Source organism: Pseudomonas cichorii, assembly GCF_019719005.1.
Lineage (GTDB): Bacteria > Pseudomonadota > Gammaproteobacteria > Pseudomonadales > Pseudomonadaceae > Aquipseudomonas > Aquipseudomonas cichorii_E.
In genome coordinates, this window is the sequence record NZ_JAIGPJ010000022.1 from 70555 (window position 1) to 86410 (window position 15856).

At 57.2% G+C, this 15856-nt stretch carries 14 protein-coding genes; 9 read left to right on the top strand and 5 right to left on the bottom strand.

Annotated features, from left to right (window positions below):
* Window position 1 precedes the first annotated feature (1 nt).
* Window positions 2–817, bottom strand: a complete 816-nt coding sequence (locus tag K5D32_RS16475) for a glycoside hydrolase family protein (RefSeq protein ID WP_409372874.1) — start codon at window positions 815–817, stop codon at window positions 2–4.
* 634 nt (window positions 818–1451) lie between these two features.
* Between K5D32_RS16475 and K5D32_RS16480 the strand changes: the two genes are divergently transcribed.
* Complete coding sequence (locus K5D32_RS16480) at window positions 1452–1691, top strand: hypothetical protein (RefSeq protein ID WP_221593153.1); 240 nt, start codon at window positions 1452–1454, stop codon at window positions 1689–1691.
* 53 nt (window positions 1692–1744) lie between these two features.
* Window positions 1745–4444, top strand: a complete 2700-nt coding sequence (locus K5D32_RS16485) for a glycoside hydrolase family 3 protein (protein WP_221576370.1) — start codon at window positions 1745–1747, stop codon at window positions 4442–4444.
* A gap of 16 nt (window positions 4445–4460) precedes the next feature.
* On the opposite strand, the gene K5D32_RS16490 is transcribed toward K5D32_RS16485, so the two are convergent.
* The 3 genes from K5D32_RS16490 to K5D32_RS16500 form a co-directional block, all read right to left on the bottom strand.
* Window positions 4461–5111 carry a TetR/AcrR family transcriptional regulator gene (locus K5D32_RS16490; protein WP_221601083.1) on the bottom strand — a complete coding sequence of 217 codons (651 nt, stop codon included), beginning with the start codon at window positions 5109–5111 and terminating at the stop codon, window positions 4461–4463.
* 144 nt (window positions 5112–5255) lie between these two features.
* Window positions 5256–5459, bottom strand: coding sequence for a hypothetical protein (locus K5D32_RS16495; RefSeq protein WP_221601085.1), 204 nt, complete (start codon window positions 5457–5459; stop codon window positions 5256–5258).
* 103 nt (window positions 5460–5562) lie between these two features.
* Window positions 5563–7554, bottom strand: coding sequence for a sigma-54-dependent Fis family transcriptional regulator (locus tag K5D32_RS16500; protein ID WP_221601087.1), 1992 nt, complete (start codon window positions 7552–7554; stop codon window positions 5563–5565).
* Between the two features lie 192 nt (window positions 7555–7746).
* On the opposite strand from K5D32_RS16500, the gene K5D32_RS16505 reads away from it, so the two are divergent.
* The 3 genes from K5D32_RS16505 to K5D32_RS16515 all read left to right on the top strand — a co-directional run bounded on the left by K5D32_RS16505 (window position 7747) and on the right by K5D32_RS16515 (window position 10579).
* Window positions 7747–8769, top strand: a complete 1023-nt coding sequence (locus tag K5D32_RS16505; RefSeq protein WP_221601089.1) for a Gfo/Idh/MocA family oxidoreductase — start codon at window positions 7747–7749, stop codon at window positions 8767–8769.
* Window positions 8766–9557, top strand: a complete 792-nt coding sequence (locus K5D32_RS16510; protein ID WP_221601091.1) for a TIM barrel protein — start codon at window positions 8766–8768, stop codon at window positions 9555–9557. Before K5D32_RS16505 ends, K5D32_RS16510 begins: the two co-directional genes overlap by 4 nt.
* A gap of 104 nt (window positions 9558–9661) precedes the next feature.
* Complete coding sequence (locus tag K5D32_RS16515; protein ID WP_260407421.1) at window positions 9662–10579, top strand: sugar ABC transporter substrate-binding protein; 918 nt, start codon at window positions 9662–9664, stop codon at window positions 10577–10579.
* On the opposite strand, the gene K5D32_RS26135 is transcribed toward K5D32_RS16515, so the two are convergent.
* Window positions 10572–11186, bottom strand: a complete 615-nt coding sequence (locus K5D32_RS26135) for a TetR/AcrR family transcriptional regulator (protein ID WP_221601093.1) — start codon at window positions 11184–11186, stop codon at window positions 10572–10574. The genes K5D32_RS16515 and K5D32_RS26135 overlap by 8 nt on opposite strands.
* Before the next feature lie 101 nt (window positions 11187–11287).
* Here K5D32_RS26135 and K5D32_RS16525 point away from each other — a divergent pair, with 101 nt between their 5' ends.
* The 4 genes from K5D32_RS16525 (at window position 11288) to K5D32_RS16540 (ending at window position 15852) form a co-directional block, all read left to right on the top strand.
* On the top strand, window positions 11288–12016 hold the full coding sequence (locus K5D32_RS16525; protein WP_221601095.1) for a nitroreductase family protein: 729 nt from the start codon (window positions 11288–11290) through the stop codon (window positions 12014–12016).
* Between the two features lie 319 nt (window positions 12017–12335).
* A complete protein-coding gene (locus tag K5D32_RS16530; RefSeq protein ID WP_221601097.1) occupies window positions 12336–14219 on the top strand; it encodes a 3-dehydroquinate synthase in 1884 nt (627 codons plus the stop codon).
* Entirely contained in the window at window positions 14216–15100 is an 885-nt protein-coding gene (locus K5D32_RS16535) for a UbiA family prenyltransferase (protein ID WP_221601098.1), read from the top strand. The genes K5D32_RS16530 and K5D32_RS16535 overlap by 4 nt, the downstream gene beginning before the upstream one ends.
* A complete protein-coding gene (locus K5D32_RS16540) occupies window positions 15097–15852 on the top strand; it encodes an EboA domain-containing protein (RefSeq protein ID WP_221576301.1) in 756 nt (251 codons plus the stop codon). Before K5D32_RS16535 ends, K5D32_RS16540 begins: the two co-directional genes overlap by 4 nt.
* Window positions 15853–15856 lie beyond the last annotated feature (4 nt).

The window sequence follows — 15856 nt, forward strand, 5'->3', positions numbered from 1 at the left end:
CTCACTCGGCGAATGGCAGTGAAAGGTAGTGTCGGCCCAACTCCGTCAGCGCTCCCTCGTTACTCAGCAGGCTTGAAAAATGTGGGTCATCGTTCATCCGCCCGGTGAACCACGCATAACGGAACACGTCAGCCCGGCTCTCGCAGATGGCAACCATTTCGGTCATCTGCTGCTTCTGCTTTTCGAGTGAGTCGATCTGGACACCATCCGGCACGGAATGCCAGTTGGCAAACTCGGTTACCCAGAACGGCTTTCCAAATCTGGACAGCCTGTCGAGCATTCCTGACAGGCCGTAGTCGTACCAGTGAAAGGCCAGGTAGTCGATTTGCGGCTCTCTGTTCTGGTTCTGCGCCCGATAGGCCGCATAGAACGCATCCAGCCATACGACCGGGTCCCCGTAACCGCTCATGGTTCCCCAGTTCATGGCGGGACCGACCAGCTTGACGCCAGTCTGGGCGGATATCTGCTCCAGTCTTGGCCAGAACCGGGCTGCTGCCTCGGGAGTCATGTTCGCCTGATCCAGAAGATTCGGCTCATTGATGACCAGCAGATATCGAATAGCGGGATGTGCGAGCAGGTACAGCTTCAACTGGCCGTCATCGACATTCGAATTCCAGACCATGGGGATGAAGTCCACCCCGTACATCGATGCATAGTCATACGAAGCCAGCCGATCGTGAGGCTTGGGACTCCAGTTGTACCACCAGCTGATTCCGGGAGCCAAAGCACTCAAGTCTGCTGGAAACGCAATGTCATAGGCGATCCCGCGCTTTGCACTTTTTGTGGCAGCCCAGGCAGATGAGTTCAATACCAGCATCAGCAGCACACAAAAGAGTCGTGCGCAGCGGTGTCTTGCAGCGTTTTGCAAAATCATGGGTTGATCTTCCATAGATAATTCAAAGGAAAGTCTTATTCCGATCATCCAACGACAGAAACTCTTCCCGCCCTGCTTCAGCCGGATCTTAAATCCTTATCTTATCCTCACTTCCTGAAAACCCACCCCAAACACCCTGACAACTAACCCTGTAGAAAACCCAAACTACCCCCTTCACAAACCTTTATTTAACACACAAAAAACCACCCTTTAATTACAGCTATAACAGCATATCAGACCATTAAACCTAACAGCAATTAGGTTTACAAATTAGCAAAACAACTTCGAAAAATCACTAAAAACAAGCAACAAAAATCCATAAAAATCAAAAATAGAGCAATAAAAAATCAAAAAAAGGCGTTTTTAGCCCGATTCCTTTGGAAAAATTCTTAAAAACAAACACCAATAGCCATGCGCCAGCATTTCCAACTAGCCTCATAAAATATAATTTCTATCCCGCTGAACTTTTAATCCTCTTCCCGGACTTAACATGCGGCCTTCAGGCGGAACTCCTGTATTCCGCGGCCAGCCGACTCAACACTTATCCTTTATCGAGACTCCATCGATGACTAGACCCCTGCTGTCTGTTGTTAGCGTATTACTGCTGGGCGCCTCCAGTATCGGCCCGGTTTGGGCAGACTCTAAAGCGGTCGACACACATCACTCGGAACAAGCTGTTCGTGAACAGGTGGATAAACAAAGGGAGCAACTTTCGGGTGCCAACAAAATTGCCACGCCGGTTGAAAAAGGATCGTCCGCACTTCTGCAGGCCCCTGTAGATACAGAGGATGCGCCCGCTCAGGTGCAGAAACCATGAACATCGGCTCCCATGATTCCTTCAACTCCCGCCTCCATCATCAGCCAAAAAGGATGCTGCCCTTGTCAGCCCTCAAACACACGCTGGGCTTGAGCATATTGGCCATAAGCGTCTCGCAGGCCAGTATTGCCATGGCCGTAACGCCCATGACCGGCAACGAGGTAGAAGCCCGTGTCGGTGCCGTACTGGACAACATGAGTGTCTCGGAAAAAATCAACTTCACCCGCGTGGATGACGGGCGCATGATTCCGCGCCTGAGCAAGTGGGGAATGGAAGGTACCGTCGCGTATGACTCGGCGATGGGCGTACACGTCAACAATGCGACATTCGGAGCCCAGTACCCGGCTCAATCCGCACTGGCGGCCACCTGGAGCATCAACCGCGCCAAGGAGTTCGGCCTGGCAATCGGGTACGAAACCCGCATCGCGGGTGGCCAGCAAATGCTGTCTCCGGGCGTCAACCTGTATCGCACGCCTTATGCCGGACGTACTGCAGAGTATGTGAGTGGCGAGGACCCATTCCTTGGAGCCGTGCTGGCACCTGCCATCACCAACGGCATCCAGGTTCAAGGCATACAGGCTGCCGGCAAGCACTATGTTGCCAATGAACAGGAAGCCAACCGGCATTACGTCGATATTCGCGTTGACCAGCGTACCCTGCGCGAAATGTACCTGCCCGGCTTCGAATCGATGGTCAAGAACGCCAATATCGCCTCGATCATGTGCGGCTACAACAAGATCAATGGCGACTATGCCTGCGAGAACCACCACCTGATCACTGACGTCCTCAAGGGTGAATGGGGCTTTCAAGGCTTCGTGATGAGCGACTTCAACTCGGTGCAGGATGCCTTCAAGGGTGCATGGGCCGGGACCGATATCGATATGCCGTCCGGCCTTCAATTCACCGAGGCCAAACTGCTCCCTTACCTGTGGAGCGGGCAACTGACTCAGAACGTCATCGACGATAAGGTCAGACGCAACTTGCGCGGCCTGGTGAGCTACGGTTTCGACAAACAGTTGAACAAGGCCCAGACCCTGGAGCATCCGGAATACGGCATGCGTGCGGCGCTGAATATGGCCCGCGAATCGACTGTACTTTTGCGTAATGAAAAGACCGCGAAGGGAACCCCTCTGCTGCCACTGGCCCGAGATGCGAAAATCGCCGTTATCGGCGACCTGGCCATGCAGCCTCCAGCTTCGCCGTTCGGTACCGCCAACTCGCCACCCAACACCTATGTGACAGAACTCAGCGGCCTGCAGCAACTGGCTTCCACGAGTTCGAATGTCGAGTACCTGCACGAGATGAGCCTTAATCCAAAGGCATCTGTCTGGTATCAGCCGGGCAGTGGCCAGAACGGCATCAGCAACAGCGGGGTAAAAGCGGAGTACTTCTCCAATACGGAGCTTTCCGGGTCCCCTGCCCTGACTCGCGTGGAACCTGGGGTCAACCTGAACTGGGTCACCAATACCAACACCACCGATACCGGCGCTACCACCGTTTCGGGATTCAACCCCGCAGCCGGATCCTTCTCGGCACGCTTCACCTCCACGATCAAGCCGACCATTTCCGGCGAACACGTTTTCAAGGTTCGTGCTGACGGTGCTTACAAGTTGTGGGTGAACGACGAACTGGTTCTCGAAAACGATGGTACGCAACAGTCGTTCGATCTGATCAACGCACTGGTGACGTCAGGCAAGACTGCCCGACTGCAAGCAGGCAAGGAATACAGCGTGAAGCTGGAATATCGCCGCCTGCAAGGCAACTTCACGACGTTCCTCGGCGGCCTGGCTGGCGTTCAGATGAGCTGGGCGTCTCTGCGGCCGCCAAAAGACCTGTCCCGATACGACGCCGTCGTCATTGCGGCCGGTACCAATCATGAATATGAGGGCGAGTCGATTGACCATGCCTACGAACTGCCTGAGTACCAGTCTGACCTGATTACTTACGCGACCAAGGCCAACCCGAACACTGTCGTCATCCTCCACAGTGGCGGCGGGCTGGATATGCAGCCTTGGGCCAACAAGGTCGGTGCCAGCCTTCATGCCTGGTTTGCGGGTCAGCAAGGTGGCCAGGCAATCGCCGAAATCCTGTATGGCAAGGTAAACCCTTCGGGCAAGCTGCCTATCACGATCGACAAAAAGATCCAGGACAACCCAAGCTACGCCTCCTATTCCGATCCAAAACAATATCGGGGTGACAATGCGCTGACCGAAATGACCTACAGCGAAGGCATTTACCTGGGCTACAGAGGTTATGACAAGAAGCATGCGAAGCCGCTGTACCCCTTTGGATACGGGCTTTCCTACACCACTTTTGAGTACAGCGACCTGAAACTGTCGACCAACGTCATGACTCCGGGCAATACCATTGACGTGAAATTCAAGGTGACCAACACCGGCGACAAGGCGGGCTTCGAAGTCGCGCAGTTGTACGTCCGTCCGGTGACGCCTGCAGTTGACCGTCCGGAAAAAGAACTCAAGGGGTTCAGCAAGGTGTACTTGCAGCCAGGCGAAAGCAAGACCGTCAGCATCCCGATCGATTCGCGCTCACTGGCTTATTACGTGGACAAGACGGCCAGCTGGGATGTCGATGCCGGCAAGTTCAAGATTCTGGTGGGACCGGACTCAGAGACTCTGCCCCTGGATCGCACACTGATCACGCTGTATCCAGAGCACCTGACCACCCGCGACAGCAACCCGTTGCCGCTACCGCTGCGCAAGGCCGTACAGGTAAACGCCACCCAGGCATTCTGATGAAAAGCATTCGGGCTCAAGGATGAGCCTGGATATCCCTACCCAAACGGCGCAGGTAAATATCGAAAACGGCCATGACATCCACGTCCTGCGGACATCTCAGCCACTGGATCTGCAAACCGTCCATGACCGAGAAAATTTCCTGCGCCAATGCCTTTACATCGATATCAGCACGAATCTCTCCCGCCTCTTTCAAAGCCGCCATGTGCCCACGTGCGTGCTGATGAGTGAGGTGAAAACGCTCCTGGTACCAGGCCCATGCAGGGTGAGCCTTCGACATGCTTTCCATATTCATGACCAGCGATGCCTGGCACTCGAAGGCATCTTCGATACTGAAGCCCATGCTCTGCCTCAGAAACCTGAGGAAACCCTCAAGCGTCATCTCCATGGTCAGCTCATGAAATCGCGAGACGACCCTCTGATCCCTGCGCTCCAGCAGCGCATTCAGCAAAGCCTCTTTGTTCGGAAAGTGGTGCAGCAGCCCTACGGTTGTAATGCCGACAAGCGCTGCGATATCGCGCATCGAGGCACTGGAGTATCCATCCCGCGCAAAAATGACGGTGGCCGCATCCAGCAAAGCCGTTCTGCGCATCTCACCCTTGGGTGCCCGACGCCGCTTCGGCGCAGCCTCTTCAACCGATTCATTCCCTGATTCGTCAACTGCCATATGGACCCGCTAGCACACTCATTCAAACTGTCTCGACGTCTTGTAATACCCGACTCCACGGAGTCAGGCCAAGGAGGCGACAAGATACGCTAGCGCTGAGGGCATCGCCAAACGGCTGGAACGAAGTAAGGCAGGAAATACGTATCAAGGGATAACGAACTGCTTCAGTACAGCCATCATGGCAATCAACGAAACGGCAATCCCTATCCCGGCCGTCCAGTCGGATTGCGGGGTTTCGGCAAACCATGAGCCTTTCACAGGGTATTTTCCCAGCGTGAGAATCTTCACCACAGGCCAGCCGACAGGGAAAAAAATCGCTCGCAAGACGTATTCAAACAGTATTTCCATGACAGCCGACGATCCTTGATCTGCTTGAAAAGAGAACGGGCCAGTAAATTACCATTACCTCGTGGGTTGCCGAAGGCCTGATTGGCCGAATATTCAAGCCAGCCTAACGAAAGGCATCGGCACTGATCCCGAACCGGTTCATTTTGTTATACAGCCCGCCCCGGGACACTTTCAGTTGCCTTGCAGCCAGCCGGATATTTCCGTTGGTGTGCTTAAGCGCACCGATGATCGCATTCATTTCATGGGCTCCCAGGTCCGGGGCATCATTGTATTCAGGCCGTGACGGGGGTTGCGGCCGCAGCGATGCCTGCGTGATTTCCAAAGGCAGATCACCTGGCTGGATCGATGCGGTTGCCGCCAGATTGGTAGCGCGCTCGATGGTGTTTTCAAGTTCGCGCACATTTCCCGGCCATGAATACGCCATGAGCGCGTCCAGCGCCGGGGTGGAAATACCCGACACGGACTTGCGCAGTGACTGCGCGCGGCGGTCAAGAAAGTGCTGTGCCAGAAGGGAAATATCCTCCTTGCGCATCCGCAATGGCGGCACGGTGAGGTTCAGGACATTGAGCCGGTAATAGAGATCTTCCCTGAATGCACCTTCAGCCACTGCCTGGCTCAGGTTGCGGTGGGTGGCTGCAATGATCCTGACATCCACCTGCCGGGACTTTCTGGCACCGACGCGAGTCACCTCGCCCTCCTGTAAAACCCGCAGCAGGCTGACCTGAGCATCAAACGACATGTCGCCGATTTCATCGAGAAAGATGGTGCCGCCATCAGCCAGTTCGAACTTGCCCGCAGAACCGCCACGGGCAGACCCGGTGAACGCGCCTTCAACGTGACCGAACAGCTCGCTTTGCACCAGTTCCCGGGGAATGGCGCCGCAGTTGACGGCCACAAAAGGGCCACTGCTACGGTCGCTGGCATTATGGATGGCCTGAGCGAACAGTTCCTTGCCGGTGCCACTCTCGCCGAGGATCAGCGTGGTGGAATCGCTGCGACTCGCAATCCTGCCAAGGCGCAGCGTGTCCTGCATGACTCTGGAGTTTCCCTGAATGCTGTCGAAGGTATAACGAGCCTGAGCCCCCATGATGCGGCGGGTGATTTCGCGGATGCGGCGGTTTTCACGCAGCGACACGATCCGTCCGCCCTGCCCGGTCAGGCAGACCGAAACCAGGCAGGCCAGTTGAGTGCCATCGTGAAGCTGAAAGGTACAATCCAGATCCCGTAAGGCTTCGCCCTGACGCTGCATGATGTCTTCGTTCAGCTCACTCTGCCCGAGTTGCAGGAACGGACGCTCCAGCAGTTCAGGTCCGACCCGGAACAACTGGCGAGCATAGCGATTGAGCGCCTTGATGCAGCCCTTGTCATCAAGAACCACAAGGCCTTCATTGAGCACTTCCAGAACGCTGCGCTGCTCGTCCAGCAGCGTCTGCAACGCCATCTGCCGCGAGACAGCCTCTGCCGCCGCCTGCACGGTGCCCAGGGTATGAAAATGAAACCATCCCGGCTCGGCTGTCAGGGTCAGGATCGCCAGGGTTTCACCACTGGCATTGCGAATCGGCGCGGCAGCGCAATGCATGCGACGTTGCCGCAATCCGTTGGCAAAGTTCTCCTCGGCCAGCACGTAGACCAGTCGATCCTCGGCAATCGCAAGGCCCGTGCAGTTGGTGCCCTGCACGGACTCGCAAAGGCGACTGCCCACCGGCGTGATGTCCAGCCCGCAGAAACTCAGGGTCGTGCCTTGAGGATCGGTGAGGTTGATATGGCCTCGGGGATTAAAGGCGAGCAGACCGCGCATCACTTCCTGAGCGGTCTCGATCAACAAGGCGTTAACGCTCAGCTTTTCGGCCAGATCCGTCGGGGTCACGAACCGGTATTCGGCATCTTCAGGGTCGATCCCCTTGCCAATGCTGCGCCACCACGAAGCCCAGATCACCGGCCTGACCACAGGATGAGGATCGACCCTGCCTGCAAGACACTCCCGCCAGGCCTGTTGCAGTTCGAGCATCGGCCCGTCGTTCAGCGCCAGTGGGCCGATGGCGGTGATGTAGTCCAGTTCATTCTGGGGCAAGGTCAGGAACGAATGATCGGCCATTTGCAGCTCTCGAAGTGTTCATTTCTTTGACATGTCATTGTAGACATGTCTTTCAAATAGACACTCTTAAGTGCGTACAAACAGATATTTTCATTACATATCAATACCTTATGAAATGGCACAGGGCTTGCTATCCCGTCCATAGAGCGAAGTGAGCTCACTCGCTCGCCCCATGACAACAACAAGGAACGCATGCATATGAGCAAGATCATCCGCCTGGGACTCATCGGTGCAGGCCGCATGGGCAGTTTTCACGGCCAGACAGCCGCCCTGCATATTCCGGGAGCCTGCCTGGCTGCCATTGCCGACCCGACACCGGGACAAGCCGCTCGCCTGGCTGAAAAATTCAATGTGCAGAAGGTCTACACCGACCCGCAGCAATTGCTGGATGATCCTGACATCGATGGCGTTCTGATTGCGGCTCCGGCTCGCAGCCATGCTGAACTGGTCATCGCCGCCGCCCGGGCCGGGAAAGGTGTCTTTTGCGAAAAACCCATGGCAATCACACTGGATGAAGCCGACCGGGCCATCGCGGCAGCCGCCGATGCCCAGGTGCCTTTGCAAGTGGGGTTCAACAGGCGTTTTGCCAGAAGCTTTCGCCAGGCGCATCTGGATGTTGTCTCGGGCCGCATCGGCACACCGCAACTGCTGCGCTCGGTCACCCGCGACCCAGCCTTGAATAATCCGGCCGGCATCGGGCAGTGGGTGATTTTCCTGGAAACACTGATCCACGATTTCGATGCCCTGCTCTACCTGAACCCCGGTGCCAGGGCCGTGGAAGTGAATGTCATGGCCGATGCGCTGGTGGCCCCAGCCTACAAGGACAAGGGACTGCTCGACACCGCGGTGGTGACGATTCGTTTCGATAACGGCGCCATCGCCACTGCCGAGGCCAATTTCCAGGCAGTCTATGGCTACGATGTGCGGGGTGAGGTCTTTGGCAGCGCTGGCATGCTGACCATGGGCAGCGTCGCCCAGTCCGAACTGGTTCGTTATCTGGCCGATGGCATCCAGGCCGACACCCAGCGCATGGACACCGACCTGCTGCGCGATGCCTACATTGCCGAACTCAATCACTTTGCAGACTGCCTGCGCTCGGGCGAAAGACCACTGGCAAGCGGTGAAGATGCCCGAGCGGCACTGGCCATTGCCCGCGCCTGCATCGAGTCAGTCCAGCAGGGCAAGACGGTCCGGGTTGCAGGAGAACAGGCATGAGTTTCTGCCCCTTCACACTGGCCGTCAGCGCCGAAATGGTGTTTCTCGACCTGCCCTTCGTAGAGCGCGTCCGGCGCATCCATGAGCTGGGTTTCAGTGCCGAAATCTGGGACTGGACCACCAAGGACATCGCGGCCTTGAGTGCTACGGGTGCTGACTTCACCTCCATGACCGGTTATATCTCGGGCAATCTGACGGATGCCGAAGGTATCCAGAGCCTGCTGGAAAGTGCCAGGGAGTCACTGGCCGTTGCCGAGCGCCTGAACTGCCCTGGCCTCAACCTGCATGGCACCGGCCTGGACAACAAGGGTCTGCCGGTCAAACCTGTCAGCCATACCAGCGGGCGCATGTGGCTGAACGCCTGCAAGACCCTTGAGAAAATCGCCCGGCTTGGCGAGGATCATTCCAGAGTCTTCCTGCTGGAAAACCTCAATACTCAGGTTGACCATCCCGGGACGCCTTTCGCCAGGGCCGAAGACACGCTGGCCTTGATCGAAGCAGTGGATAGCCCGCACCTGAAAATGAACCTGGACCTATATCACGCGCAGATTGGCGAGGGAAACCTGATCGAGTTGATCCAGCGTGCCGGCAGCGCCATCGGCGAAATCCAGGTGGCGGATGTACCGGGGCGCATGGAGCCCGGCACCGGCGAAATCCATTACCCGGCCATTGCCAAGGCTCTGCATCGCATGGGCTACAGCGGTGTGGTCGGCCTGGAAGGCTGGGCATCCGGCGATCCGGACATTGCACTGCAACACTTTCGTCAGGCCTTTACCCTGGAGCAATGACTATTCAAAAGCTGTCTGGCCCGGCCATCGAACGGCCAGGCACAGGGCCAGAAGCCTCACTCACTTGATGAATTTCAACCCATAAGAACAAAAGGAAAACCATCATGCGCCACTCACTTGTACTTGCCTTTGTGACCCTGCTGTTCAGTCACGGGGTGCTTGCCGATTACCGGATCGGCGTCAGCATCGCCAAGATCGACGACAACTTCATGACTTACGTGCGCAACGGTCTGAACGATGCCGCGAAGAAAGAAAACGTGCAGATCCAGTTCGAAGACGCCCAGGGAGACGTGGTTCGCCAGCTCAATCAGGTCGAGGGGTTTATCAGCCAGAAAGTGGATGCGGTCATTGTATTGCCGGTCGACACCGCTGCGGCCGTCAATATCACCCGAGCCGCTACCAAGGCCAGAATACCGCTGGTCTACGTCAATCGCCGCCCCGACCAGCCCACGCTGCCAGCTGGCGTTGTCGCCGTGGCGTCCCAGGACATCCAGGCAGGTCAGTTGCAGATGAAATATCTGGCCGAAAAGATGGGCGGCAAGGGCAATCTGGCGATCATCATGGGTGATCTGGTGCAGAACGCGACCCAGGGCCGAACCGAAGGAGTCAAGCAGGTTTTGCAGCAGTATCCCGACATCAAGATCGTTGGCGAGCAGAGCGCTCTTTGGCAGCGTGACAAAGGCATGGACCTGACCAGCAACTGGCTGCTGGCCGGGGTCAAGATCGATGCGATCGTGGCCAACAATGATGAAATGGCAATCGGTGCCGCCATGGCACTGCAACAGGCCGGGCAACGCTCGACACCTGTTGTCGGCATCGACGGCCTTCCCGATGGACTTGCGGCCATCAAGCGCGGTCAATTGGCGGCATCGGTGTTTCAGGACCCACAAGCCCAGGCCAGCAGCGCCATCACCGCCGCACTGCGGATGATCAAGGGCAAGCCCGTGGAGTCCGATATATGGGTGCCCTATCAGTTGATCAGACCGGAACAGGTTTCGACCTTCGCACAGCACTTCAAGTAGCCCGGCAGAGATAGTTCTCAAGCAGCGTGACAACTTCCACAACAAAATCCGGATTGCCGAGCAGCTCCGGCCTGTCGGCAGTCACGGTATGGATGATGCCGTGGGCAGCGATGCCCATCAGGTAGATCGAAAGATCCGGGTCGGGGACGTTCTTCATGAACGGCTTCAGTACCTCAGCGAACTGTTTGCGCATTTGCTCCGGGTCATCCGCCTGCCTCACCGTATGGGGCAACTCCTCATGGATTGCCTTGTGCAGTGCCGGTGCAACGCGGTGTTCGTTGACGATCATCTCGACAATCAGAGTCAGCGCGTCGCGCAGCGAAAGCTCTTGCGGCAGGATTTCCAGTGCCTTGAGCAAATCGGTGCGCGTAGCAACCGCGTGACGCCGCTGTAATTCGGCGATCACGGCTTCCTTGTTCGGGAAGAACTGATACAGCGAGCCGATATTGACGCCCGCACGCTCTGCAATGGCGTTGGTCGTCAGCCCTTCCCAGCCGACCCGGATCAAAATGTAAGTCGCCGCCTGGATAATCGCATCGACCGTTGCGCGGGAGCGCGCCTGGGCCGGGACTTTACGGGGGGTTACGGCTGTTCGGCCTTTGCTCACAGGCGGCTCCGGAACATGAGTATTTAAAACATAAGCTTTAACTTACGATTTTGAGGCGTGAACACACAACACCCTTCATGTTCTTGAGAGCATTTTCAATCATGACAACACCAGACCTCGTGCATGCCTGGGACGGCTTCCGGACCGCGAATCGCTTTCGCAGGGCCATTCGCAAATTCAATTCAACGCCCATTGCAGAAGATGACGTCAATGCGCTGCTCGTTGAAGCGGCTTATGCACCTTCAAGCGGAAACATGCAGCCTTACGAACTGCACTGGATTCGGGACCCTGCCTTGAAAGCCAGTATGGCGGCGGCCTGTAATGGACAGAAAGCGGCTGCTTCGGCAGCAGACTTCATTGTGATGGTGGCCAGCCCGGCACTCGGGCTGCGTACCGCCAAAGCGCAGCTCGAGCATGTTGAAGGCTCATCGGTGCTGGGGCAGGCCTCTAAGGTCTACTACCGGAAACAAGTGGGAATGTTCCAGAAAATCCTGGGGCTCGGGTCTTCCGCACTCTGGTCACCTCTGGTTCTTCTGGCGGCCCTGATTCGCCCTACGCTGTCCTTGATTCCCATCGGCCATATAGGCGGTCGTCAATGGGCGGCGCGCAACGCCATCTTTGCGGCTCAGACACTCATGCTGGGAGCCGCCGCAAAAGGGATCGACTCCTGCCCGATGGAAGGCTTTTCTGCTTCTCGGGTTGCCAACCTTTTAAAACTTCCACGAGGTTCGGTCATTCCCCTCGTTATCGCACTCGGGTATCGCGCCGATGATGCAAGGATCGAAGAGAGGTGGCGTCAGCCGATAACGGATCTGGTGGTTATGCACTGAGTTTCGATAGCAGCCAGCCCCGGCCAATGGGGCTGGTGCAGAAACCGATAAAATTGATAACAAGTCTTGTTAGCAATTGAAAAATAATTTCATTAACGAACATTATCGTTCCTTAATACGCTTATTTATTAATCCCGAAAAATCATCATTTCACATACTTGCAAAACGCTAGCACTGAACTACATTGCAACTCATTCCAAGCCTGCGCAGTCAGGCGCCCTACCCGTTTGATTGTAGAGACAGGAGTAATGCCGGCCCCGGATGCAGTTTGAAATATCTGACAAGGACACTCAGTCATAACAATCAAGAGGGATGCTTGATGAAGCATAGTCAGTTGTACCGTGCGCTCTCGAAAGCAGGAGTCGCCGGAAGTTGGTGGCTATCCTTGCTATGTTTTTCGATTCTGGTCATCGCCAGTTTTCTGTTGTTTGGTGAGCAGATCGAACAATTCCTGACCGGTTTGAGCCTGACGATTCCATCAGACCCCGTTCAGAAGTTAAATCTCGCCCTCCTGTTGATTGCGCTGCTTGCGTTCGACGTCGTATTGCCTGTGCCCTCCAGTATCGTGGCGCTGATGGCGGTGGCGTTGCTGGGCAGTGTCGGCGGTTATCTGGTCATTTTCATTGGACTTTGCCTGGGTGCCGGAATGGGTTATGCCCTTGGCGCTGGCTACTTGCGTTTGCTGTCCAGACGTCTGGCGATCAATAAGCGCAGCAGCGGGCAACTGGCCTATCAGCTCAATACCCTGTCGCTGATCTGTCTTCGTGGCTTGCCGGTACTAGCCGAAACTTCGGTGGTGGCCGCTGGCATGCAGCGCTATCCGCTGCGTCAGTTCCTGGTGGTCACTACGCTGGCCAATGCCGGGCTTGCACTGGCCTATAGCGCCATCGGTACTTATCTGATGGAAAAAAACGCACTGTTGGCCACGGTACTGGCCAGCATGGTGTTGCCCGGCCTGTTCATCGCCGGTCGCAGTCTGGTGAAGGCCATAAAGAGCCGGGCTATCAAAGACACTGAGCTTCCTTTGCAGGGCTGTTTCGAGGTCAGTTACAACTATCCGGTGGTTTTTACCGATCACCTGTTCGACCCGAAGAATGACTGCCTGCGTGCGCAACTCACCGCTGAGAAGACTGGCCCGATAACAGTGCTGATCTTTGCCGACGAGCAACTGCTCAAGTCGTCACCTCACCTGCTGCCGCAGATCGATACCTACTTTGTCGCGCACAGCAATGACCTTCGTTTGCAGACAGCACCCATCGCGGTGCCCGCAGGTGAGCTGAGCAAGACCCCGCAAGTCCTGCATCAGCTCTATGAACACATGCTGCAACACGGGCTGGACCGGCATTGTTATGTGCTGGCCATGGGCGGCGGTGCCGTGCTGGATGCCGTGGGATATTCCTGCGCCACCTTCCATCGTGGCATGCGCCTGATTCGTATCCCGACCACAGTGCTGGCCCAGAACGATGCCGGTATCGGGGTCAAGAACGGCATCAATGCCTTTGGCCAGAAAAACCTGCTCGGCGCATTCTGCCCGGCCAATGCGGTGATCAACGACTTCCAGATGCTGCTCAGCCTGTCCCAGCGTGACCGGATTGCCGGGTTGGCAGAAGCCGTGAAAGTCGCTGCCATCAAGGACTCGGCCTTTTTCCAGTGGATGGAGCAACAAGCCCAGGCGCTGGCGACCTTTGAACACAGCGCCAGCCGTTACGCCATTCGCCGTTGCGCGGAGCTGCATCTGGGGCATATCACAGGTGCCGGCGACCCGTTCGAGCGGGGCAATGGCCGACCGCTGGATTACGGCCACTGGTCCGCTCACAAGCTGGAAAACCTGAGCCAGCACCGTTTGCGTCATGGTGAGGCGGTGGCCGTAGGCATGGCGCTGGACGCGCTGTACGCCAATGCGGTGAATCTGCTGTCGCACACCGACACCGAGCGCCTGCTGCACCTGCTCGTGCAGCTCGGATTCAGTCTCAACCCGCCGGAGCTATTGCTCAAGGACGCCCAGGGTCGCTCGCTGGTCGTGCAAGGGCTGGAAGAGTTCAGGCAGCACCTTGGCGGTCAGTTGTCCATCCCGATGCTCACCAGCCTGGGTGAATCCACCGATCTGCACGAGATCGATTTCGCCCTGATGGAGCAGGCCTTGCAGCGCCTGTCGTCCTACAGCACATCGCCCCTCGGCTGGACCAAGAGTTGCCCTGAATGAACCAGACCTCCTTGAAAACCTGGATGACACTGGGTCGTGTCTCCAATCTGCCGACGGTATGGACCAATACTCTGGCAGCCGCGTTGCTGGCCAGTAGCGCTGGCGCCCTTGCCCCGCCTTCGTTTCTGGTCTGGGGGCTGCTGCTGGTCGTGCTGTCGCTGCTTTATCTGTTCGGCATGCTCTTGAACGACCTGCTGGATGCCGACTGGGATCAGAAAAACGACAACCCGCGCCCCATCACCCTCGGGCTGGTCAGCCGCCAGCAGGTCGCACTGGCTGTCGGCGCACTGATTCTGGTGGCGGCCGTCGCGATACTGGGCCTGAGCCAGTTGATCGAAGAGCCGGACTGGCTGCTGGGCAGCGCTGCGCTGTTGCTCGGTTTCATCCTGGCCTACAACATTCTGCACAAGAAATACCCCCACAGCGTATGGCTGATGGGCGCCTGCCGCTCGGCGCTTTACCTGACAGCGGCTGCCAGTCTGAGCGTACCGCCGGAACCCATCTGGCTTTGCGCGGCATTGCTAGGTGCCTACATCAGTGGCCTGACCTACCTGGCTCGTAAGGAACATCGCAACCAGTTGCTCAGCCGCTTCCCGCTGATTCTGATGCTGAGCCCGCTGATTCTGGTCAGCTACGCCAGCAACGGCATGTTCTGGCTGGTGCTGCTGATCTGGCTCGTCTGGCTGGGACGCAATTACTGGCGTCATCTGGCCAACCCGCAGCATCGTCAGGTCCGCGCCTTCATCGGCGCAGGTCTGGCTGCACTGCCACTGTTCGACGCCATGGTTCTGGCCCTGGCGGATCAGCCATGGGGCAGTCTGCTGTGCGTTCTGGTGTTCTTTCTGCTCCCTCGCTTCCAACGCTGGATCAAGCCGACATGATCGAAATCGCCCCGAATGGATTTGCGGCACTTGAACTCAGAGAAGAGATCCTGACCGAACAACTGCAGCGCTTCAGCCGCCACTTGCCCATGTCCGAGTTGCAGTGGTGGGAAAGTGCGCTGCCACAGATTGCGCAAAACCCGAGTGCCGATACGCTGGTGCTCCTGAGCAGCCAGTGCAAACGTCAACTGACTGAGCGGCCTGAGGCTGACGACGTTGCATGGACCAAGACGCAGCTGGCCCGCGTACTGCTACTGGCCCAGGCCCTCAAGCATCAAGAGCCCGGCAAGCGCTCAGCGTTGCTGCGTCAGTTCTATGCCTGGGGCGACGATCAGGAAAAGATCGCCATCCTCAAGGCCCTCGACTGGTTCGATGCCAGCGGGCAGTGCCTGGACCTGGCACTTCAGGCTGGCCGCACCCACAACAGTCAGGTGTTTGCCGCCATTGCGCTGGATAACCCCTTCCCGTCGAGCCACTACAACGAGCGCGCGTTCCACCAACTGGTGTTGAAGGCGCTGAGCATGGGCCTCGATATCCGGCGCATGCTGGGGCTGCCTGAAAGGCGCAGCAGTTCGCTGAACCAGCTTGCCCTGGACCTGCTGGAAGAACAGCTTGCCGCCGAGCGTCCGGTTTCAATCGGACTGGTTCACGTCATCGCTTTCGCGCTGCTCACAACGCCCCAACACCAAAGGCTTGTCCAGTTGAATCAGGCACAACGCCTGCCCGCCGAATGGGCCGGGCACTTTCGGTAACACC

Bases quoted from the DNA above. Each gene is read 5' to 3' on its own strand.
- K5D32_RS16535 (WP_221601098.1), top strand. From the start codon at position 14,216: ATGAACCAGACCTCCTTGAAAACCTGGATGACACTGGGTCGTGTCTCC.
- K5D32_RS16525 (WP_221601095.1), top strand. From the start codon at position 11,288: ATGACAACACCAGACCTCGTGCATGCCTGGGACGGCTTCCGGACCGCG.
- K5D32_RS16490 (WP_221601083.1), bottom strand. From the start codon at position 5,111: ATGGCAGTTGACGAATCAGGGAATGAATCGGTTGAAGAGGCTGCGCCG.
- K5D32_RS16505 (WP_221601089.1), top strand. From the start codon at position 7,747: ATGCATATGAGCAAGATCATCCGCCTGGGACTCATCGGTGCAGGCCGC.
- K5D32_RS16475 (WP_409372874.1), bottom strand. From the start codon at position 817: ATGCTGGTATTGAACTCATCTGCCTGGGCTGCCACAAAAAGTGCAAAG.
- K5D32_RS16530 (WP_221601097.1), top strand. From the start codon at position 12,336: ATGAAGCATAGTCAGTTGTACCGTGCGCTCTCGAAAGCAGGAGTCGCC.
- K5D32_RS16515 (WP_260407421.1), top strand. From the start codon at position 9,662: ATGCGCCACTCACTTGTACTTGCCTTTGTGACCCTGCTGTTCAGTCAC.
- K5D32_RS16495 (WP_221601085.1), bottom strand. From the start codon at position 5,459: ATGGAAATACTGTTTGAATACGTCTTGCGAGCGATTTTTTTCCCTGTC.
- K5D32_RS16500 (WP_221601087.1), bottom strand. From the start codon at position 7,554: ATGGCCGATCATTCGTTCCTGACCTTGCCCCAGAATGAACTGGACTAC.
- K5D32_RS16485 (WP_221576370.1), top strand. From the start codon at position 1,745: ATGCTGCCCTTGTCAGCCCTCAAACACACGCTGGGCTTGAGCATATTG.
- K5D32_RS16540 (WP_221576301.1), top strand. From the start codon at position 15,097: ATGATCGAAATCGCCCCGAATGGATTTGCGGCACTTGAACTCAGAGAA.
- K5D32_RS16510 (WP_221601091.1), top strand. From the start codon at position 8,766: ATGAGTTTCTGCCCCTTCACACTGGCCGTCAGCGCCGAAATGGTGTTT.